Origin of the sequence: Deinococcus alpinitundrae, from assembly GCF_009982895.1 — a bacterium.
In the GTDB taxonomy this organism is placed as follows: Bacteria; Deinococcota; Deinococci; order Deinococcales; family Deinococcaceae; genus Deinococcus; species Deinococcus alpinitundrae.
On record NZ_WXZL01000011.1, the window covers coordinates 84,430 to 104,830 of the forward strand.

A 20,401-nucleotide genomic window follows, 5' to 3' on the forward strand; every position below is an offset into this window, starting at 1 on the left:
TCTCTTAATGCACACTCCCCCGGCTGATGGTGTAGCTGCTGCTGGTGAAGTTGAAAATCAGGGGGCGACCATCGTAGACGAAGTTCAGGCCCCCGGAATTGGAGAAGCCGCTCTTCTTGAGGTCCAGACATTCCGAGACGACCCGGTAATTGTCACCTTTTGTGAGTTTCGGCAACACCTTACCGAGCATAAACTTGTTTTTCCCGTCTGGTGATACATAAACGTCCAGAATCTGCTTGTTTTCTTCCCAGAGGCGTATGCGGATTTTGCTGCAGGCAGCTTCTGCAGGGCTGACCTGAATATTAATCAGAATATCGGGGTTCATATTTGAATTCGATGCGGCTGCCGCAGGGGTGAGGCTCGTCAGAAGAAATGTAAGGCTGTAGAGATACCGCTTCATAACCGCTCCTTCGGGATGCGAATCCATGTCAAGGGGGAAGCGGAGGCGGCAAAGCGCCCAGCAACCACCCACGTCTTGAAAGTTCGCTCAGAATAAGCAGTTCAGCCTTAAAATTCTCTTACAGTGGCGGAATCGCTCCAAACTGATTAATCCTCAGGGAGTCAGGCGGTTGCGGTCGCGCGGGAAGGCACGGGCGTAGCGGACATTGGCGATGCCCAGCAGCTTGGCCGTCAGACGCTCGGCCCCGATGGCGAAGCCGCCGTGCGGGGGCATGCCGTACTTGAAGACTTCCGAGTAGCCACTCATGGCCTCCCGGTTCATCTTGTAGGCATCGATGGATTCCATCAGCATCTGGTATTCGTGGATGCGCTGGCCGCCTGACGTGATCTCGATGCCCCGGAACAGCAGATCGAAGCCGCGTGTCAAGTCGGGGTTGAGGCTGCCGTCCTCTTGGTGGTCAGCGTGGGTATAAAAGGGTCGGGCCGCGCGCGGGTACTTGGTCACGAACACGAAGTCGCTCTTCTCGGTTTCGGCGAAGTGCTGACACAGCAGCCGCTCAGCTTCCGGGTCGAGGTCCTTGCCGCCCACCGAATGACCGTACTTTTCGGTGACCAGTTTCCGGGCGTCCATCAGCGTGATGCGCGGAATGTAATCCGGCACCTCGGGAATACTCGCGCCCAGCAGCTCGAACTCGGCGGCGCAGCTTTCCTTCAGGCGCTCCATCGCGTAAGTCATGAAGCCGTTTTCGAGGTTCATCACGTCTTCCTCGTCGTCGATGAAGCCCATCTCCACGTCGAGCGACAGGTACTCGTTGAGGTGGCGGCTGGTGGCGTGCTCCTCGGCGCGGTACACCGGCGCCACCTCATAGACGCGCTCGAAGACGCCCACCATGATCTGTTTGTAGAGCTGCGGACTCTGCGCCAGGTACGCCTGCTCACCGAAGTAGTCGAGCTTGAACAGGTTCGCGCCGCCCTCCGCGCCCGCCGAAACGATCTTGGGCGTGCTGATCTCGGTAAAGCCCTGGCTGCGCAGGTAGGTGTGAAAGGCGTAGACGATCTCACCCTGGACCTTCAGCGCCGCCCGTTCACGCAGACCGCGCACCGACACGTAGCGGTAGTCCAGCATGGTCTCGGGGTTGACGTTCCACTCCATCTTGGGAATTTCCAAGGGGGAGGCCTGGGTCGCTGCCGACAGCACCTTCATGGTCTCGACCTGCACCTCGAAGCCGCCCGGCGCTTTCTTGTGGGCCTTGACGGTGCCGGTAATCTCCACGCTGCTCTCGGGCAGGGGCAGATGCAGGCCCGAGCCGACGCACTGGGCCACGCCGGATTTGTCGCGCAGCACCACGAACTGCACCCCGCCGAGGTCACGCCGGGCGTGGACGAAGCCCTGCAAGCGGACAGTCTGGCCGTCATGCTGGGCGAGGTCGCGGGTAAAGGTGCGGGGAAGGTGCGGCTGGGTCTGGGCTGGCTGGGTTGGGACCGTCATGTTCTCTCCTGGTGGCTCAAAAAAAGCCCGACTCCGGAGTGAAGTCGGGGGCGCGGTCAAACTTGAGGGCGTCCCCTAGCGGGGATCGTTATCCAGATTGTCGGCAAAACGCAGGAAGCCGCACATTGAGGGGTAGTGTAGCGGCGCGCGGCGGCCACAAGCAAGCCGCAAGGCTAGGGGAGTGGGTATGCTGCGCAGCATGACCTACACCCACGAGCGCCAGACCGCCGAAGACCTCGCCCGCCAGGCCGGAGCACTCCTGCTTGAGCACCGCGCCGCCGGATTCAAGGTGGATTACAAGACCTCCAAGGACGACCCGGTGACGGTGGCCGATACCGAGGCGTCCGAACTGATCGTGGCTGGACTGCGGGCTGCCTTCCCAGACGACGGCATTCTGTCGGAAGAACTCACCGACACCGCTGAGCGGCTTGGGAAACATCGCGTCTGGATCATTGACCCGATTGACGGCACCTCAGAGTACGTGGACGGCACGCCCGATTTCGCGGTCAGCATCGGCCTGGGGGTAGGCGGCGAAGCGGTGCTGGGGGTGGTGAACGCGCCCGCCCGGCAGGCCCTTTACAGTGGGGTGGTGGGGGAGGGCCTGACCCGGAACGGCGAACCGGTGGGCTTCAGCGCCCGCCCGCCCGCTGAATTCCTGATCGCCGTCTCGGATACCGAACATAAACGCGAACTGCACCGCTACCCGCTGCCGCAGATGCTTCCTTCCGGCAGCATCGCCCTCAAGCTGGCCCTGATCGCGGCGGGCGAGGCCGACGCGACGTTTACCATGTCGCCCAGAAGCGAGTGGGACATCGCGGCGGGCATGGCGCTCGTCCAGGCGGCGGGTGGTCAGGTGACGCGGCGCGGCGGCGGCAAGATTGCCCTCAACTCCCCTGAACCCGCCATTCGCCAGGGCCTGATCGGGGGCCGCCCCGACGTGGTGGCCTGGCTGGAAAATGAACTGTTTCGCCTGGCCATTCCGGAGCAGCAGCTCGGACTCACCGACACTGACGAGGCATGGGCGCTGCTGGACCAGGCCGAGCAGGAGCGGCTGCGCGGCGAAAAGCACCTGCACATCCGCCACGCGGCGGGCCAGGTGGTGGCCCTGGTGCTGCTGGACGACAACTTGCGGGTGCGGCGCTCGGAAGGCGACGCCCTGCACCTCGGTGTGCTCACCCGCGATCTGACGCGGGCGTATGGACCGCTGCAAGGCGCTTAGCGCTCTGAAACCCGGCTTGCTCACGCCAGTCGCAGCACACTCTGGTTGCCGCGCAGCACGAACACCAGCACCCCGGCGTCGGCCAGTACGCCCGCCTTTTTTTCCAGCTCTCGCACGCTGTCGGGCAATCCCGCCCACTGGCGGCGCGGCGACTCGCCGGGCTCCAGGTAAAAACCTTCCGGCATCGCCACGATGACCACCCGTTTGGCGCGGGTTCTGGCCCGCAGCGCCGCCCCCAGCACGTCGGCGGGCGCGCGCTGGGTCAGCATGATCAGGTTGCTGCCTGCCGCCTGAAGGCTGATGTCGGCGGCCAGGTTCGGCAGTGGATCGCTGGCCGGGCGGCACTGCAAGGTCGCCAGCCGCGAGAGGGCTGCCCGCAGTGCCTGGGGGGTGCGGCCTGAAGGTGTCGCGCCGCCGGGCGTGCTCAGTGAGACCGGCAAGTCAAGCTTGAGTGCTTCCTGAATCAAGCTGGCCGCCAGCCGCACGGCGCTCTCGATGAAGACCTCGTCGCCGCGCGAATCGAGGTAAAGCAGCAGGCGGCTGCTGGCGGTGCGCTCCAGCTCACGTACGGTCAGCTCACCGGTGCGGGCCGAGAGCCGCCAGTGAATCCGACCCGGCGGGTCGCCCGGCACGTAAGGCCGCGCCCCGCGCAGGCTCAGCGGGTCGTCCAAGCCCAGGGTGCGGCTGAGCGCACCCTCCGAGAGCAGCGGGCGCAGCAGATCGGGCAGCCGCAACCCGTGAACGCCGGGATACACCTCAAGCCGGGTCGGGAAGCGGAGCCGGGTGCTGCGCCAGAACAGCCCGAACGGATCGGCCCAGCGCAGCACCGTCTCGGGCCAGTGGTATTCGCCGCGCGTGTTGAGGTTCAGTTCGTCGCTGAGCTGTGCCTCGCCCGACTGCCACAGCCAGCCGCCCCAGCGCAGGTGCCGGTCCGGGATGATCCGCAGCGGCGGCGCGTCCTCGATGACGTAGCGCGTCGGCAGCCGTGAGCGCAGCCGGGCGGTGACGCGGTAGGGCAACTGGCGACCCACGAAGCCCGCTGGCGGCACCTCGCGGCTCAGTTGCAGGTCGGGCGGTAGGCGGTAGGCGGCCCAGATCAGGCCCAGCAGGGCTAGCAGGGCGGCGAGCCAGGTCAGGGTCCAGGGATCGAAGATCACGGGCGGGCGGGGATGGCCTCGGTGGGCAGGGTTTCCGCTGGCACCGGCACGCTGGCCAGCACTTCACCCACCACCTGCGTGTCGCTCAGGCCCAGTAGCCGCGCCTCGGTGCCCAGGCTCAGGCGGTGGGCCAGCACGAAGGGAGCCACCGATTTCACGTCGTCGGGCAACACGTAATTTCGTCCCGCCAGAGCAGCCAGCGCCTGGGCCACCCCCTGCATCGCCAGACTGGCGCGCGGCCCGCCGCCGAGCAGCACCTGCGGGTGGGCGCGGGTGGCCGCTGTGAGCGAAGCGATGTAGCGCCGGATCGTCTCGTCTACGTAGATGCGGCGGGCGGCGGCGCGGGCAGCCAGGAGCTCCCCGGGCGTGCCCACCGCCTCCAGGGTGTCGATGGGGTGACGTTCCTGAAGGCGGGCCAGCAGCGCCACCTCGTCTTCCAATGCCGGGTAGCCCACCGAGAGGCGCATCACAAAGCGGTCAAGTTGCGCTTCCGGCAATCGGTAGGTGCCCTCGAACTCCACTGGGTTCTGGGTGGCCATCACGAAGAAAGGCTGCGGGAGGCGGTGCGTCACGCCCGACTCGGTGACCTGGCCCTCGCCCATGGCTTCGAGCAGGGCCGACTGGGTCTTGGGCGTGGCGCGGTTGATCTCGTCGGCCAGCAGTACCCCGGTGAAGATCGGTCCCGGCACGAAGCTGAATTCGCCTCCACGGTAAACGCTCACGCCAGTCACGTCGCTAGGCAGCAAATCGGGCGTGAACTGCACCCGCTTGAAGCCGAGGCCCAGCGAGGCCGCCAGCGCGCGCGCCAGCATGGTCTTGCCGGTGCCGGGCGCGTCTTCAAGCAGCAGGTGACCGCCCGCGAGCGCGGCGGCCAGGGCCAGCCGGGTGACGCGCTGCTTGCCCACCAGCACGCGGGCCACGTTGCTTTCCAGGCGCTCGGCCCAGGCTTGCAGATCGGACGGTTGAGCAAGTTCAGTCATGGGTGCCTCGGCAGGGGGAAGTCGGGAACGGGGGAGGCGTCAAGCAGCGACTGCACCTCGGCGGCGCTGTGCTCGGCAGCCTCGGCCTGGGTGTCGTCGGCAACCTGACCGTAACGCACCGGCGTGTAGGCGCTGGTCAGTTGCGAGAGCGGCGCGGCAGCCCCCGGCCAGCGAACGGCAGCACGGCCCAGCAGTTCGGCGGGCGTCTCGCTCTCCAGGCGATTCAGGCCGTGCCGGGCCAGCAGGCGCAGGGTGGCGGCGTAGGCAGCCCGCACCCGGCCCGTTGGCGCGTCCAGCGGGCCGTCCGGAGCGCTGGTCAAGGCTGGGCCTTCGGTGTCGTCTTCCGGCAGTTCCTTGAGCCGCAGCACGGCCCAGGCGGCCAGCAGCAGCAGGAGTAAACTCAGCCCCGCCACCGTCCAGATCAGCCAGGGTGGCAGCGAGAGGGGCAGGTGTGCGGTCTGCCGCTCGCTGCCGCCGCCCGTTCGGGCCGCCTGCTTCGCTGCCGGCTCGACGATCTGGCCCACCACCCGGTAAAGCTGCTCCGGCTGAAGGAGCAGGCCCAGCACAAACAGGCCTGCCGCCGCCAGCACGCCCAGCGTGGGCAGCAGCGCCCACCAGTTCAGCGGCTGGCCCTTAACCCGCCGCAGTCGCCACAGCAGCGCCGAGCACAGTGCGGCCACGCCCAGCAGCGGCAGGCTGGCCGCGTCGAGCAGGGCCTGCAAGCTGCGGTCTGGTCGGAGAGCTGGGGCAGTTCTGGAGGCGGGCCGCTGCGCCGCTTTTATTCCGGCAGCCGGGCGCACCGACGCTGGCGGCGCGGGCACCCGCTGCACCACGTCGATCGGGGTCCGGTCCAGGTGCGGCAGCGTGGGCCTGGGCAGCAGGGCGAACACCAGCACAAGCGCTGCGACGCCCAGCAAAACGGGCCAGCCCTGCCGTAACCAACCCAGAGGTAAGCCGCCCGGACGCGGCCCGCCTTGCGCCCTGAGTCCCGAATCTGCCGACCCGTCCGGGCCGCCCAGGCCCAGTGCGCCGAGCAGTAGCCCCAGCAGTCCCAGCCCGCTGGGTGCGAGCAGCAATAGGCCTGCCGGGAGCGCCAGCGCCCAGCGCCTTCCGTCTCGGACTGCGCCTGTACTGAGCGCCAGCAGCAGCGAGAGTGGCCCGGTCACCACGAACATCAAGGCCGCGCTTTTTAAATCGGGGAAGTGGGACAGTGCGGCCAGCAGGGCCAGCAGCAACAAGCTCAGCGCCAGAACGCCTGCCGGTACGCCGCCTTTCCAGCGGCCCACACCCAGGGCTACCGCTAGGCTTTGCAGGAGGCACAACCACCAGGGTTGCCAGCCCAGCGCGGTCCAGGGCAGACCGGCGAGCAACAGCGGTCGTATCGGCATCACTGTCAGTATGCTGTCCAGGCCGCCGAAGTTGCCGGTCGAGTGTGCCCGTCAGCGCAGTTTGCTGCCCGGCGCGCTCAACATACAAAAGGAAGCGCCCGAGTGACCCCGGACGCTCCAGTGCTGCGCTCGGCGAGCAGCGGCTCAGCCCTCGTTTTCCTGACTCTCGCCCATGTTGCTGCTGGGCGGATCGGAGGTGATCATGCTGCCCATCACCTCGACGTCGTGGGCGTCCAGGCCCTTTTTCCGGGCGCTCTCGGGGGCTTCGGGCAGGTCCTGCGGTTTGGGGGCGTCGGAATTGATGCCGTGGTTGTCGGTCATGGGAAGGTCCCTCCTGCGCCGCAGCCTAGCGTCTGGGCAGTTGTTTGGGCCACCTCACCTGCCTTGACCGGACGTTTAGGCAGCCGCACGGGAGCGCTCATACGGAGTGAGGATCAACCCATGCGGTTTGGCGGAATTGGAGCCAGACCGCAAAACACCCCCGCGCGGGGCGGGGGCAGTCGGAGCAAAGTCTCAGCCCTGCGGGATATCCCTTTCGTTTTCCGGCAGGCTCTGGAGGTCGCCCCGGCGCGCCGCCCGCTTGTCCTGCTCGGCGTTCTCGGCCTGCTCATAGGCCCGGATGATCTTGCCGACCAGGGGGTGGCGCACCACGTCCACATCGGTAAATTCGTGCCAGGCGATGCCCTCGATCTGGCTCAGAATCCGCTTGGAGATCGCCAGGCCGCTGGTCACGTGCCGCGGCAAATCGATCTGGGTCACGTCGCCGGTCACGACCACCTTGCTGGAAAAGCCCATGCGCGTCAGGAACATCTTCATCTGCTCGCCGGTGGTGTTCTGGGCCTCGTCGAGAATGACGAAGGCGTCGTTGAGCGTCCGTCCCCGCATGAACGCCAGCGGGGCCACCTCGATCACGCCGCTGGTCAGGTACGATTCGAACTTCTCCTGATCGAGCATGTCGTAGAGGGCATCGTAGAGCGGCCGCAGGTACGGATCGATCTTGGCCTGGAGGTCGCCCGGCAAGAAGCCCAGCTTTTCTCCCGCTTCCACGGCGGGCCGGGTCAGGATGATGCGCTTGACCTTCTTGGCCTTGAGCGCATTGACCGCCATCGCCACAGCCAGGTAGGTCTTGCCGGTGCCCGCCGGACCGATACCGAAGGTGATGTCACTCCTGTCGACTTTTTCGAGGTACGCTTTCTGGCCCGGCGTCTTGGGCTTGATGCCCCTGGGCAGGCTCGGCGCGCTGCTGGTCTCGGCGGCCAGGCTGCGGCCCTCGCCGCCCAGGTTGGCGATGCGGTCTACCGCTTCGGGGGTCAGCTCGTGCCCGCCGCGCACCAGGTCAAGCGCGTCTTTGACCATTCGCTCGGCCGCCGCCACCTGAAGCGCGTCCTGACCGCTGACACTGATGGTGTCGCCACGTGCGGTGAGGCGTGCAGGCGTGCGTTCGCGCATCCGGCGCAGATTGGCGTCGCTGGTCCCGAGCAAGTTCAGGGCTTCCTCGGGCGAGTTGAGGTGAATCTGGGCGGTGATCAGGGTCTGTTCGTTCAAAATCGCTCCTGTTAGCAACGGGAAAGCCGAGCGGCGGGGAAAGGGCAGAGGGAAAGACTGGATGAAAGATCTCAGAAACGAAGCGCACCCAGACGACAAGATGGCCAGATGAGCAGTTGCCAGAGCGCAAGGCGGCCAGACGGCAAAGCTCCCCCCGGTGCGCGGCGGGGGGCAGTCGGCAGGGCGGCGTTTCTGATGCCTGCCATTTTCCGTCGCCGCCGCGTTTGGGGCCGTGCGCTGATCTACATTTCTGTGGCTCGGGTCTTGCCTTCTCTGCACTCCCCCAGAATTCTGACGGCAGGGTGAAGCAATGCCATGCGTCGGGTGGCCTACGCCGGATTGCCGTAAGCGGCTAGACTGGGAGCTGTGATGAGTGAGGAAGACAGCGTGGCAGGTCGCTCAGCGCAGACCTACCTGTTTGCCGATCCTGTGTCGCACACCCTGTCGCCGGTGATGCACAACGCGGCCTTCGCCGCCTGCCGCCTGCCGGGTGTGTACCAGGCCCGCCGGGTGCCGCCTGCCGAACTGGGCGCGGCCATCGCCGGGCTGAGAGCGCCGGGCGTGCTGGGCGCGAATCTGACCATTCCCCACAAGGAAACGGCGCTGGCGCATATGGACTCGCTCAGCGGCGCGGCGCGGGCCATCGGGGCCATCAACACCATCATCCATCAGGGTGGCCACCTGCGCGGCGACAACACCGACGCGCCGGGTCTGGCCGCAGCGCTCAGGGAAGCGGGCGATCCGGGCGGCCCCACCGTGGTGCTGGGCGCGGGCGGCGCGGCGCGGGCGGCGGTGTACGCCCTGCGACTTCAGGAGCGGCAGGTGTTCGTGGTCAACCGGACCCTGGCGCGGGCGCGCGCGCTCACGGCGGCGCTGGGCGGTGAGGCGCTGGACCGGGCCAGCGTGCCCTGGTCGCAGGTGGCCCTGATCGTCAACGCCTCCAGCGCGGGCCTGAACGACCCGGCCCAGACGCCGCTGCCGGAATTCGACTTCGCTGCCCTGCTGCCCACCGCGCTCGTCTACGACATGGTCTACAAGCCCGGCGAGACCCGCTTGATGCGCGAAGCCCGCGCGGCAGGCCTGCGCGCCGAGAACGGCCTGGGCATGCTGGCCCAGCAGGCACGCCTGGCGTTCGTCGCCTGGACCGGCTGTCAGGTCGGCGTCGAGGTGTTTGTAGAGGCCCTGCGCCAGCATGGTGTGGGCCAGAAGGAAGTGGGCCCAGTTGAGCTGGACGGCGCTGAGCTGAAGCGGGGAACGCCGACACTGTGAGTGCTCCTCAGCTGCCCCAGTACCGGCTGGCCCTGCGGATCACGCCGCTGGCGGTCCTGCTGTTGGTGCTGCTGCTCTCGGCGTTTCTGGCGATGTTGGTGGGCTACTTCGTGGCCGAGCAGCAGCGCGCCCGCTTTCAGCGCGAGGTCGCGACCTTCGACGCCAGCCTGACGCGGCGGCTCGACAGCTACGTCAACGTAATGATCTCCACGCGGGCACTGTGGAGTACCGGAGCCGACATCGACCGTGCCACCTTCGGACGCTATGTCAAGGACCTCGATCTGCCGCAACGCCTGCCCGGCGCGCGCACGCTGGGCTTTGCCCGCTGGGTGCCGCCTGGCCTGCTGGCCACTTACGTTCAGGATCAGCGCAGAAGTGTACCGGACTTCACAGTGCATCCGCGCTCGGTGGGCAATCAGGTGCCGGTGACGTTCTCCGAGCCGCCCAGCCGCATCCCCGCGCCGCTGGGCTTTGACATGTACAGTGAGCCGCTGCGCCGAGCCGCCATCGACGAGGCCCGCCGCCTGAATGAGGCGGTCGCCACCGCGCCGCTGCAACTCGTCAACGATCTGGGGGGTCCGGCCCAGCCTGCTGTCATACTGTTTCTGCCGGTGCCACGCGGCGGGTCGCTCTACGGGTTCGTCTATATCCCGGTGCGCCTCAGCGAGCTGGTGACCAGCTTACGCAGCGATCAACGCCGGGCCACCAACCTCACCCTCGAACTCCAGATCCGTGACGGCGCCTTACCGCTTTACGGCAGCGTCACGCCCGGCGCGCCTTTTCAGCACACTTCCCGCATCGCGGTGGCGGGGCGCACCTGGACCGTAACGCACGCCGCGCCCGCCAGTTTCGGGCGTGACTGGGCGGTCGCCGCGCCCTGGCTGGTCCTGCTGGCCGGCCTGCTGGCTGGCAGCTTCGCCGCCCTGCTGTTTCAGGCCCAGGTGCGCGCCCGGCTGCGTGCCGAGGACGTCAGCCGCTCGCTGGCCCTGTCGCGCGCCAGCCTGGAGCGGGCGCGGGCCGAGTTCGAGGCGATCTTCCGCTCGATGCACGACACCGCCGTCTTTACCGACACCAACAATCTGGTGCTCTACGCCAACGACGCCCTGGAAGCCCAGTTCGGCTACGCGCCCCACGAGTTGCGCGGCCAGAGCGTCGCTGTGCTGCACGCCGACGGTCGGGTGGACCGCAGCAGCACCCTGGAGCGGGTCACGACCGTGTACTGCCGCCGCAGTGGCCAGCGCTTCTACGGCGAGATGCAGCGCAGTGCCGTCAGAAACGAGCGCGGCGAGGTCATCGGCAGTCTGGAAGTCATTCACGACATCACCGAGCGCATTGACGCCGAGCGTGCCCTCAAGGCCGGGGAGCGGCGCTACCAGGGCGTGCTGGAAGCGGTGCCGTACCCGCTGTGGGTGACCAGCAACGGCGACGAGGTGGCCTACCGCAACGTCAAGTACCAGCAGACCTTCGGCGAGGCGATGATCCGCGACGTGCTGCACCCCGAGGACCGCCCGGCCCTGGAACGCGCTTGGCAGGCGTCGGTCAACGGCGCGCAGACGATGGTGCTGGAGTTGAGACTCCAGGTGGCCGCCGCCTACCGCTACTTCGTGCTGGTGGGCGCGCCGATTCTAGATGCGGGCGGGCAGGTCAGTGAGTGGGTCTTCTCGGTCAGCGACGTGCATGACCGCCTGCAAGCCGAGCGGCTGGCCCTGCACAACGAGGAACGCTACCGGGGGGTCTTGGAAGGCATGCCGCAGATCGTGTGGCTGACCGATGCCCAGGGTCAGCCGACCTATTTCAACCGCCGCTGGCACGACTACGTGGGCGACGAACGCGCCACCGACAGCTTTCTGGACGCCCTGCACCCGGACGACCGCCCGGAATTCAGCCGCCGCTGGGCGCAGGCGCTGGCCAGCCACGAGCTGTTCGAGTTCGAACACCGTCTGCTGGGCGCGGGCGGCGTCTACCACACCTTCGTGACCCGCAGCGTCGCCATTCACGGCGGACAGGGCCAACTGCTCGAATGGGTGGGCACCAGCACCGACATCGACGATCAGGTGTACGCCGAGTGGAGTTCGCGGCTGCTGGCGGCCATCAGCGGGCAGCTCATCGGCGGCGAGGGCAGGCTGCCGGACAGCGGCGTGCCGGGCCTGCGCGCGGCGCTCAGCTTGATGAACGAGCGCTTCACGTCGCTCTCGGCCTTGTGGATCAAGTACGCCTCGGGCCAGCTGGCCTCCCCGATCAGTCAGGTGCGCGGGCATGTGCGCGAGGTGCTGCTGCTTTCACACGCCGACGTGCGGGCAGGCGCGCAGCAGGCGCTGACCAGCACCGACCCGGTGATCGTCGAGGGCGAGGCGCTGCTCGAAAGTAACCTCTCGGGCCTGCTGCTGATCCCGCTGGGCGGCAAGCGGCTTCAGGGCGGCAACGAGGCCATGCTGCTGGCGCTGGGCTTCCGGCAAAAAATCCGTGACCGCGACCTGGAACTCGCCCAGGAACTCGCCAGCCGCCTGAGCGTGGCCCTGGAAAGCGCCCAGCTCTCGCGGCGGGTGCGCGAGGCCCAGGAAGAACTGCGCGAACTCAATGCTTCCCTGGAGGAGCGGGTGGCCCAGCGCACCACCGAACTCGAGGAAGCCAACCGCGAACTCGAAGCCTTCAGCTACAGCGTCTCGCACGATCTGCGCACGCCGCTGCGCCACATCGTCGGGTTTTCCGATCTGCTCCAGAAGGATGCGGGCAGCACGCTCGGTCCGCGTGGGCAGCGTTACATGGGCATCATCGGTGACGCGGCCTCGCGGATGGGCCAGCTGATCGACGACCTGCTCGAATTCTCGCGGATGGGCCGCCAGGAAATGCGCCAGGGTCAGGTGGCGCTCAGTGGGCTGGTGGCCGAGGTCATCGCCGAACTCCAGCTCAGCTCGCCGGGCCGCGAAGCGCGCTGGGACGTGGGCGACTTGCCCCAGGTGCGCGGCGACGCCTCGCTGCTCCGGCAGGTGCTGCTCAACTTGCTCGGCAACGCCGTGAAGTACAGCGCCAAGGCCGAGCAACCCACCGTGCGCTTGCGGGCCGTCCAAACCGATACCCAGACGACCCTGGAAGTGCGCGACAACGGGGTGGGCTTCGATCCGCTCTACGCCGATAAGCTGTTCGGGGTCTTCCAGCGCCTGCACCGCGCTGATGAGTTCGAGGGCAGCGGCATCGGGCTGGCCAATGTCCGGCGCATCGTGCTGCGCCACGGCGGCAGCGTCTGGGCCGAGAGCCGCCTGGGCGAGGGCGCGACCTTTTACGTGGCCCTGCCGCGCTCGCCAGAGAACTCAGGCGCAGCGGCAGCGCAGCCTACCGAGCAGGATCGGATTCAGGCCGTCGCCTCCGGTGTGGAGAGGACAGCCGAGGACTGATAACCACTCGGGCTGCTCTCAGGCCGAGCGGGCAGGCCATTCGGGAAGCGCCAGTGCAGAACTCTGCGTGTTTACGGGCATAAAGCCGCGTTCGCCTTTGTCTGGCAAGTGGCGGCGTTACTGATCGAAATCAGGATCAGGGGTGCAGAAAATGCTGGGCTGCCTGCTGGTCGCTGCGCCCGGCTGCCTGCGCTACCACCGGGTCGGGATCGCGGCGGAGCTGGTCGCGAAACGCTTCACCCAGCTCCGGGCGCGAGGCCACACTCAGGCGCACGCCCGCATCGGGGTCGGCAGCCAGGCGGCTCAGCTGCTCCGGGGTCAGGGCCGGGTGCAGGGCGGCGGCGCGGCGTACCCCGGCGTTGGTATCGCTGCACAGCCGTGCCAGCACGCTGGGAGCCGACTGCTGGCCCAGGGCGGTGGCGCGGCGCACCTCGGCGTTGGGGTCTTCGGTGAGCTTGAGGAGGCGCACCTCGCCCAGATCGGGCCGCACCGCCAGCACCGTCCGCACGGCGGCGTCCTCGTCGGTCATCAGCACGTCCAGCGCCGCGCCGGGCAGATTGAGGGCGCTGGCGACGTGCAGCCGAATGTCCTGCTCGGGCGCGTGGGCGAGCCGCACCACCGCCTCGTCGGGCAAATCGTCGCGCTCCAGGAGTGCCCGGCGCACCGGTTCGGCCTCGTCGTGTGAGAGGCGCAGCAAGGTGTCCGGCCCCAGGTTGGGGCGGCGGGCCAGGGCGGCACGCACGTCCGGGTCGGGGTCCTGCTCGGCGCGGCGCAGCCAGTCTTGCGGCACGGCCCAGGCTTGCAGCGTGGCGGCCCGCACGCTGACATCGTCACTGTTCATCAGTTGCTCGCGCAGTGCGGGCGGCAGATCAAGGCGGCGGGCCAGCACCGAGAGCACGTCCGAGTCGGTGTCGCCTGCCAGCCGCGCGATCAGCGCCAGCGGCAAATCCAATCGGCGGGCCACGTGCGCCCGGACCAGGCTGTGCGAATCGCGCACCAGACCGCTGAGCAGGCCTTCCGGCACGTCGTCTCTAAGCGCCACCGCCTTGCGGACATCGTAGTCGTCGTCGCTGGCGAGCTTGCCGAGCAGATCCGGCGGCAGGTCGGGACGTTGGGCGGCGGCCTCGCGCACCTGCCACAGCCCGCTTTCCGAGAGCATCCGAATGCGCGCCTCGCTGAGCTGTGGCCGGCGCGCCACCGCCAGCACTGCGTTCACACTCTCATGACGCAGGGCCGCGTCCAGCACCCAGTCCGGGGCGTCCGGTAGGGCTGCTAGTGCGGCTACGCCCACATCGGGAAACTCGGAGAGCAGGTGCGGGCGCGCCAGTCGTAGCAGGGTCAGGGCCGGGTTATGCAGCACCTCGGCGGCGAAGCGCTCCGAGAGCAGGCCCAGCAGGTGCGGCGGCGTGTTGGGGTGGGCGGCCACGGCGGCGCGGACCCGCGTGTCCGGGTGGGCGGCCAGGGTCACCAGTTCCCCGGCGAGCGCACGTGGCTGGCCCGCCGCTTCCAGCGCGGCCTCCGAGCTGGGCAGGCGGCCCGCAGGCGTGGCGTGGGCGGGTTCGGCGGTCATGCCGGGCATTCTAGAGCAGGGCAGGCCACCGGAACGGGAGGGCTAGACTGCTCGCATCTTGAGCCTCCCCACCCGCCCATTGCTGGTCCTCGATCTGGACGAAACCCTCTGGCACGGTGTCCAGGTGCCGGGCGGCCTGACGTTGCTGCTGCGCCCACATCTGGCCGAGTTTCTGACGGCGGTGTCCACGGCCTACGATCTGGCTATCTGGACGGCGGCCACCGAGGACTGGATGCTCGAAGGGCTGGCCGAACTTCGGACCGCCACCGGCTTCGACCTCCCTGCGAGCGCTTTCTTCTTGTGGCACCGGGAGCGCTGCACCTTTCGCCGCAATGCGGAAGGCGGCTACAGCTTCTGCAAGCCCGCCCGCAAGTTCAAGGCCCGCTGGATTCGTGAGTGCTACCCACCCGAGCGGATTCTGGTGGTCGATGACTGGGCCGAGAACTACGCCTGCGGCTACGGCCATCTGGTGCGGGTCAGCGAGTGGCGCGGCGAAGAAGGCGACGACGAGTTGCGGCGGCTCGCGCCGTACCTGCTGTCCATCGCCGGCGAACCGGACCTGCGCCGACTGGAAAAGCGCGGCTGGCGCTCGAAAGGATAACTACTGGCCGTCTTCGAGTCTCAGCACATCCCCGAATGGAAAGCCGCTGTCCTCCAGCCCGCCCGGCGGCACCACCCACAGCGTCGGAGCGCGAGGAGCCTGCGCCGGAAAGTCGCCGTACCCGTCGGTGAGGTAGAGAATCACGTCCGGCTCGGCGGTTTCGGCGGCCAGAAAGACGGGCTTAAAATCGGTGCCGCCGCCGCCCTGGGGAGGGGGAATCTCGTCGCCGGGACGCAGTTCAAAAGGGCCGTACGCCTCGGTGTCGGCGTAGTAGAGGGTGGCCTGCACATGCGGATACGCGCCCAGCACGCCCTGCACCTCGCTGATGAGCGCCCGAACCGCGTCGTCGTCCACGCTGCCGGAGGTGTCCACCGCGATCAGGGCGCGCAGGCTCTCGTCGTCGAGCGCTTCCAGATACAGCCCGCGCCCGACAAAACGCCGGTCGAAGCCGCCGAAATCCACTGGGGTCCGCGCCAGGAACCGCCACAGCTGTGATCTCCAGTCGAGCCGCGCACTCTCCAGCCGCCGGAGTTCGCGGTGCATGCCGAGGGGGTCGTCGCCCTTGCCGGTCATGGCCTCCACGCTGCGGGCCTGCGCCAGCGCCTGGTCCCATTGCCGCTTGACGTCGCCGGATTTTTCGCCCTTCGGCGGCACGTCGCCCGGTGGCCCGTCCATCAGGTCGCTGTCGCCGTCGTCACCCTCGCTCTCGCCCAGCGAAACGTAGACCTCCTCCACGCTGAGCTGCTCCAGATGCTCGTCGCGGGCGGCGTCGGGCGGCACCGGCAGACCCGCCTGCGCCACCATGCCGTTGACGATCAGGTTGGCGGCGCGGTTCCACTTCTGCTTCTCGCGCGGGCCGCGCCGGGGCACATGCGAGAGGGCCGCGTGCAGCACCTCGTGCAGGAGCAGGCCGTCGAAGCTGTCGGCGGATAAGGTGGCCGCGTTCTCGGGGTTGACGTACACCCGCTCGCCGTCGGTTCCAGCCAGCAGCACCTCGTGGCTCGGCACGATGTCGGCGTGCAGCAGCAGCGTGGCGAAGAAGGCGCTCTTGCCGCGCAGCCTGAGCCGCGAGCCGGAAACGAGGCGCTCGAAGGTGGGGTCGGGCCGGGTCATCTCAGGCTTCCGCCAGTTCCGCCGCGCTGCCCACCAGTCCGGCCAGCTCGGGGTCGCGCTGCATCAGCTCGACCAGATCGGCCAGGTGGCCCTGCGCCTGAAACTTGCTCACCAGCGTCGCCACGTAGAGTTGCAGCCACTCCGGCCCCGCGCCGTTCGCCAGCCAGCGGAAGGCGTTGTAGGCCTGCGCCGCGTCTCTGGCCCGCGCCGCCAGCCCCACCACCGCCGCGTAGCGCACGCTCGGCTCGGGCGGCAGCCGCAGACCCAGCCCGCCGCCGTCGAGCACGTCGCCCAAATCGGGAAGCTGCTCGTAGAGGCGCACGAAGGCCACGAACTCCGCGCCTGCTGCCTCGCCGATGGCCGGGGCCACGTCCAGGCCGCTGCGCCACAGGGCCGAGGCCATCTCCCAGGCGCGGGGACTCGGCCAGGCGGGTTGCGTCGGGTCGAGGCGGTGCAGCAGTTCGGGCCGGAAGGTCAGGAAGGCGATGATCTGCTCGTGCAGGTCCCGGCCCAGCGCGTAGCTGCGCCACGAGTCAAAGTCGCTGCGGACTGTCAGGTGCAAGAAGCGGTTGGCCAGCGGCGCGGGCATGTCGAACACGCTGGCGCGGTCTTCCTTGCGGTTGCCCGCTGCCCAGACGAACCAGTGCGGCGGCAGTTCGTAGCTGCCCACTTTCCTGTCCAGAATGAGCTGCTGGGCCATGCCCTGCATGGTGGGCGGGGCCATGTTGACCTCGTCGAGAAAGAGAATCCCCCGGCCCCCGGTGGGCAGAAATTCCGGCGGATACCAGCGCGAGATGCCGTGTTCGGCCACCGGCAGGCCGCGCAGATCGGTGGGGGCGAGCTGCGAGAGTCGCACGTCCACGAATTCCAGTTCGTTGGCGGCGGCGATCTGCGCCACGATGCTGGATTTGCCCACCCCCGGCGGTCCCCAGATCATGGTCGATAAGGGCAGGTTCTGGTCGACGAGGGCGGAGAGATAGCGTTGCAGTTCGACAGGGGTCAGGCTCAAGGGGGTTTCCTCCGGGGTGCGGCCTCAGCGCTCGGGGCCGCCAGATACATACGAGCCTAGCGTCTGGACGTTCCCGCAAAGGCGAGGCGGGGTGCTTTGGGCAAAGAACCGCCGCGCCCCCGCTATCCTGTCTTCAACGCCCAATTCGTGCTGCGCGGCTGCGTATACTGCGCTCCAGACTCGTTAGACCCAGTTCAAATTCCCGTCTCGCTCCCGGAGGTTTCCCGTGCTGCCGCTCAGTTCCAAGATTCTCTTTTTCGTGTTTGCGCTCGTTTTCGGCGGCCTGGGCCTGTGGGGCTTTTACCGCCTGTATCTGCGGATTCGCCGGGGCGCGCCTGCCAGTGAATCCCGCTTTGACATGCTGGGCTCTCGGCTCGGCTCGGCCCTGGTGTCCTCGCTAACCCAGGAGCGCACCTTTCGCCGCCGCACCACCATCAGCATCCTGCACGCCTTCATCTTCTATGGCTTCACGTATTACGTGCTGGTTAATCTGGTTGACGGACTGGAAGGCTACCTGCCATTCGCCATCACGTCGGCCTCGCCGCTGGGGGCGGTGTACAACCTGCTGGCCGACGTGCTGAGTTTCCTGGTGCTGGTGGGCGTCGTGGCGCTGGTGATTCGCCGCCTGTTTTCGCCGTCCAGGCGCGACTTCCGCTTCAACGGCAAGAGCCTGCTGCACCCACTCGTCAAGCAGAACTACATCCTGCGCGATTCGCTGATCGTCAGTGGGTTTATCCTGTTTCACGTCGGCAGCCGCGCCATTGGACAGGCCGCCAAGCTGGAACTGGAATCGAGAGGAGCGGGCAGCGACGTCTTTCAGCCGTTCTCCACCTTGATCGGCCATCTCTTCTTCGGCGGCGCGTCCGAGTCGGCGCTCTACGACTGGCGCGTCTTCGGCTACTGGGGCGCGCTCGGCTCGGTGCTGGCGTTCCTGGCCTATTTTCCCTACACCAAGCACGTTCACATCTTCATGGCCCCGCTGAACTACACCTTCAAGCGTCCGGTCAACTCCGGCACGCTGCCGCCGATGAAAGGGCTGGAAGCGGCGATGGAAGCCGACGAGCCCAAGCTCGGCGTGGAAAAGCTCGAAGACCTGGAATGGCCCCGGCTGCTCGACGCCTACGCCTGCATCCAGTGCAACCGCTGTCAGGACGTGTGCCCGGCCAGCGCCACCGGCAAGGCGCTGTCGCCCGCCGCGCTGGAGATCAACAAGCGCATGGAGCTGAACGTCATCGCCTCGCGCCCCAGCCCCTTCACACTGAAGGCCGCACCGTTCGAGACCGGGGCCATCACCACGCACCCCCTGCTGGAGTTTGCTATCAGCGAGGAGGCAGTGTGGGCCTGCACGACCTGCGGCGCGTGCATGCAGGTCTGCCCGGTCCAGGACGAGCAGATGCTCGACATCATCGACATTCGCCGTCAGCAGGTGATGGTCGCGGGCGAGTTCCCGCCGCAGCTTCAGTCGGCCTTCCGGGGCATGGAGCGGGCGCAAAACCCCTGGGGCCTCTCGCGTGACAAGCGATTCGAGTGGGCCGACGGTCTGAAAGTGCCCACCATCGACGAGAACCCCGAACCCGACATCATCTACTGGGTGGGCTGCGCGGCCAGCTACGATCCCAGCGCACAGAAGGTGGCCCGCAGCTTCGTGCAACTCCTCGACAAGGCGGGGGTCAATTACGCCGTGCTCGGCAAGAAGGAAGCTTGCACCGGCGACAGCGCCCGCCGTGCCGGAAACGAGTTTCTGTACCAGACGCTGGCCCAGGAGAACATCGAGACGCTCAATCAGGTGCGTCCCAAGCTGATTGTGGCGACCTGCCCGCACTGCATGAACATCATCGGCAACGAGTACCCGCAACTCGGCGGCCACTACCAGACCATGCACCACACCACCTACCTCGAAACGCTGGTGGCGGGTGGGCAACTCCAGCCGGGGCCGCTGGATGTGTCGGTGACCTACCACGATCCCTGCTACCTGGGTCGCCACAACGGCGTATACGACGCCCCGCGCAACGTCATTCAGAGCATGGGCCTGGAGATTCTGGAGCTGGAACGCAACCGCGAGAACTCGTTTTGCTGCGGGGCGGGCGGCGCGCAGTTCTGGAAGGAGGAGGAGGAGGGCGACGGGCGCATCTCCGACAACCGCTTCGAGGAGATTCAGGCCCGCTTGGACAATGCCACCGCTGCGGCCAAAGAGGGCAAGGTGCTGGCAGTGGGCTGTCCGTTTTGCAAGTCGATGCTCAACTCCACGCCCACCATGCAGGCCCAGGACCAGATCATTGTGAAAGATGTGGCCGAGCTGCTGCTGGAAAGTGTGCAGCGCGCCAGCGGCGAGTGGACCGAGCCGACTGGACCGGTCTCCACCGCCAGCCCGCTGGAGCAGACGGAAGGGGTCAGCGTCCCGATTGCCGAGCAACCTGTGGCCGCCGGGCACGGCGAGATCAGTGCCGATGCGCCCCCGAACGTGGTGGGGGAGACGAGCGCCTCAGTGATAAACGCGCAGCCGGAGACGGGGCCAGTGCCGGAAGTCTCTGCCCAGCCGCGCAAGAAGTGGGGCCAGAAAGACGACGTGAGCGCTGCGCCGAATGCGCCGGAAGTGCTGGCTGAAGCTCCTGTGCCCGCCCGCAAGAAATGGGGCAAGTCCGATGATGTGAGCGCCGAGATGGTGGCTCAGGAAGCTGAAGCCAGTGCTGCGGAGCCAGCCCGCTCGGGGCAGCCCAACCTAAATCAAACCAGCCCTGAACCTGCCCCGGCCCGCAAGAAGTGGGGCAAGGTTGCCGTCCAGGACGACGTGAGTGCTGCGCCAGTGCAGGAGACAGCTCTTCAGGCGGCTCCCGCTCAGAGTGAACCTGTTGAACGCCCCAAGTGGAAGCCGGGCCCACCGAAAGCTGAAGCTACCGCCGTTCCCGCATCCGCTGAGGCTCCTGTCTCTGCTCTTGAGCCGTCCGAGCGCCCGAAGTGGAAGCCGGGCGCGGTCAAGGCGTCAGCGCCAGTCCAGACTCAACCTGAAGTGCCTGCGCCAACTCAGCCCCATTTGCCCGAACCTGTTCAAGTCTCACATCCGGCTCCGGCGACCCGCCCCAAGTGGGCACCCAGGGCCGGAACGCGGGCCACCGATGAAGTGACCGCCCCAGCCGCTGCCGAGCCGATTCGGGCCGAATCAGTGCCAGCCGATGACGCTCAGGCTCCTTCTGTGACGGGCCGCAAGAAGTGGACGCCGAAGAAGAATGCGGACCCGGAATGAACGCTGGCTCAGGTCAACCCACCGAAATC

General features: G+C 67.5%; 15 protein-coding genes. 5 read left to right on the plus strand and 10 right to left on the minus strand.

Features of this window, described 5'->3' with window-relative positions:
- Nucleotides 1-4: 4 nt before the first annotated feature.
- Nucleotides 5-400, minus strand: a complete 396-nt coding sequence (locus tag GUI70_RS12035; RefSeq protein ID WP_161882555.1) for a hypothetical protein — start codon at nucleotides 398-400, stop codon at nucleotides 5-7.
- Between the two features lie 153 nt (nucleotides 401-553).
- On the minus strand, nucleotides 554-1,888 hold the full coding sequence (gene aspS, locus GUI70_RS12040; RefSeq protein ID WP_161882556.1) for an aspartate--tRNA(Asn) ligase: 1,335 nt from the start codon (nucleotides 1,886-1,888) through the stop codon (nucleotides 554-556).
- 199 nt (nucleotides 1,889-2,087) lie between these two features.
- Between aspS and GUI70_RS12045 the strand changes: the two genes are divergently transcribed.
- Nucleotides 2,088-3,107 carry a 3'(2'),5'-bisphosphate nucleotidase CysQ gene (locus GUI70_RS12045; RefSeq protein WP_161882557.1) on the plus strand — a complete coding sequence of 340 codons (1,020 nt, stop codon included), beginning with the start codon at nucleotides 2,088-2,090 and terminating at the stop codon, nucleotides 3,105-3,107.
- A 20-nt stretch (nucleotides 3,108-3,127) separates the two neighbouring features.
- On the opposite strand, the gene GUI70_RS12050 is transcribed toward GUI70_RS12045, so the two are convergent.
- The 5 genes from GUI70_RS12050 to GUI70_RS12070 form a co-directional block, all read right to left on the minus strand.
- The gene (locus GUI70_RS12050) at nucleotides 3,128-4,264 is read right to left on the minus strand and encodes a DUF58 domain-containing protein (protein WP_237724866.1); all 1,137 of its coding nucleotides are present in this window, start codon (nucleotides 4,262-4,264) and stop codon (nucleotides 3,128-3,130) included.
- The gene (locus GUI70_RS12055; protein ID WP_161882558.1) at nucleotides 4,261-5,244 is read right to left on the minus strand and encodes an AAA family ATPase; all 984 of its coding nucleotides are present in this window, start codon (nucleotides 5,242-5,244) and stop codon (nucleotides 4,261-4,263) included. The genes GUI70_RS12050 and GUI70_RS12055 overlap by 4 nt, the downstream gene beginning before the upstream one ends.
- On the minus strand, nucleotides 5,241-6,632 hold the full coding sequence (locus GUI70_RS12060) for a DUF4129 domain-containing protein (RefSeq protein WP_161882559.1): 1,392 nt from the start codon (nucleotides 6,630-6,632) through the stop codon (nucleotides 5,241-5,243). Before GUI70_RS12060 ends, GUI70_RS12055 begins: the two co-directional genes overlap by 4 nt.
- Before the next feature lie 144 nt (nucleotides 6,633-6,776).
- Nucleotides 6,777-6,953, minus strand: coding sequence for a hypothetical protein (locus GUI70_RS12065; RefSeq protein ID WP_161882560.1), 177 nt, complete (start codon nucleotides 6,951-6,953; stop codon nucleotides 6,777-6,779).
- A 192-nt stretch (nucleotides 6,954-7,145) separates the two neighbouring features.
- Nucleotides 7,146-8,177, minus strand: coding sequence for a PhoH family protein (locus GUI70_RS12070; RefSeq protein ID WP_237724867.1), 1,032 nt, complete (start codon nucleotides 8,175-8,177; stop codon nucleotides 7,146-7,148).
- A 369-nt stretch (nucleotides 8,178-8,546) separates the two neighbouring features.
- Here GUI70_RS12070 and aroE point away from each other — a divergent pair, with 369 nt between their 5' ends.
- A complete protein-coding gene (gene aroE, locus GUI70_RS12075; RefSeq protein WP_161882562.1) occupies nucleotides 8,547-9,446 on the plus strand; it encodes a shikimate dehydrogenase in 900 nt (299 codons plus the stop codon).
- Complete coding sequence (locus GUI70_RS12080; RefSeq protein WP_161882563.1) at nucleotides 9,443-12,838, plus strand: CHASE domain-containing protein; 3,396 nt, start codon at nucleotides 9,443-9,445, stop codon at nucleotides 12,836-12,838. Before aroE ends, GUI70_RS12080 begins: the two co-directional genes overlap by 4 nt.
- A gap of 136 nt (nucleotides 12,839-12,974) precedes the next feature.
- Here GUI70_RS12080 and GUI70_RS12085 read toward each other — a convergent pair whose 3' ends face one another.
- A complete protein-coding gene (locus GUI70_RS12085) occupies nucleotides 12,975-14,408 on the minus strand; it encodes a hypothetical protein (RefSeq protein ID WP_161882564.1) in 1,434 nt (477 codons plus the stop codon).
- Between the two features lie 58 nt (nucleotides 14,409-14,466).
- Between GUI70_RS12085 and GUI70_RS12090 the strand changes: the two genes are divergently transcribed.
- On the plus strand, nucleotides 14,467-15,009 hold the full coding sequence (locus tag GUI70_RS12090) for an HAD family hydrolase (RefSeq protein WP_237724868.1): 543 nt from the start codon (nucleotides 14,467-14,469) through the stop codon (nucleotides 15,007-15,009).
- Here the strand turns inward: GUI70_RS12090 and GUI70_RS12095 are convergent, their stop codons facing one another.
- Complete coding sequence (locus GUI70_RS12095) at nucleotides 15,010-16,122, minus strand: vWA domain-containing protein (RefSeq protein WP_161882565.1); 1,113 nt, start codon at nucleotides 16,120-16,122, stop codon at nucleotides 15,010-15,012.
- Between the two features lies 1 nt (nucleotide 16,123).
- The gene (locus GUI70_RS12100; protein ID WP_161882566.1) at nucleotides 16,124-17,131 is read right to left on the minus strand and encodes an ATP-binding protein; all 1,008 of its coding nucleotides are present in this window, start codon (nucleotides 17,129-17,131) and stop codon (nucleotides 16,124-16,126) included.
- 226 nt (nucleotides 17,132-17,357) lie between these two features.
- Here GUI70_RS12100 and GUI70_RS12105 point away from each other — a divergent pair, with 226 nt between their 5' ends.
- Nucleotides 17,358-20,372, plus strand: coding sequence for a (Fe-S)-binding protein (locus tag GUI70_RS12105; protein WP_161882567.1), 3,015 nt, complete (start codon nucleotides 17,358-17,360; stop codon nucleotides 20,370-20,372).
- Nucleotides 20,373-20,401 lie beyond the last annotated feature (29 nt).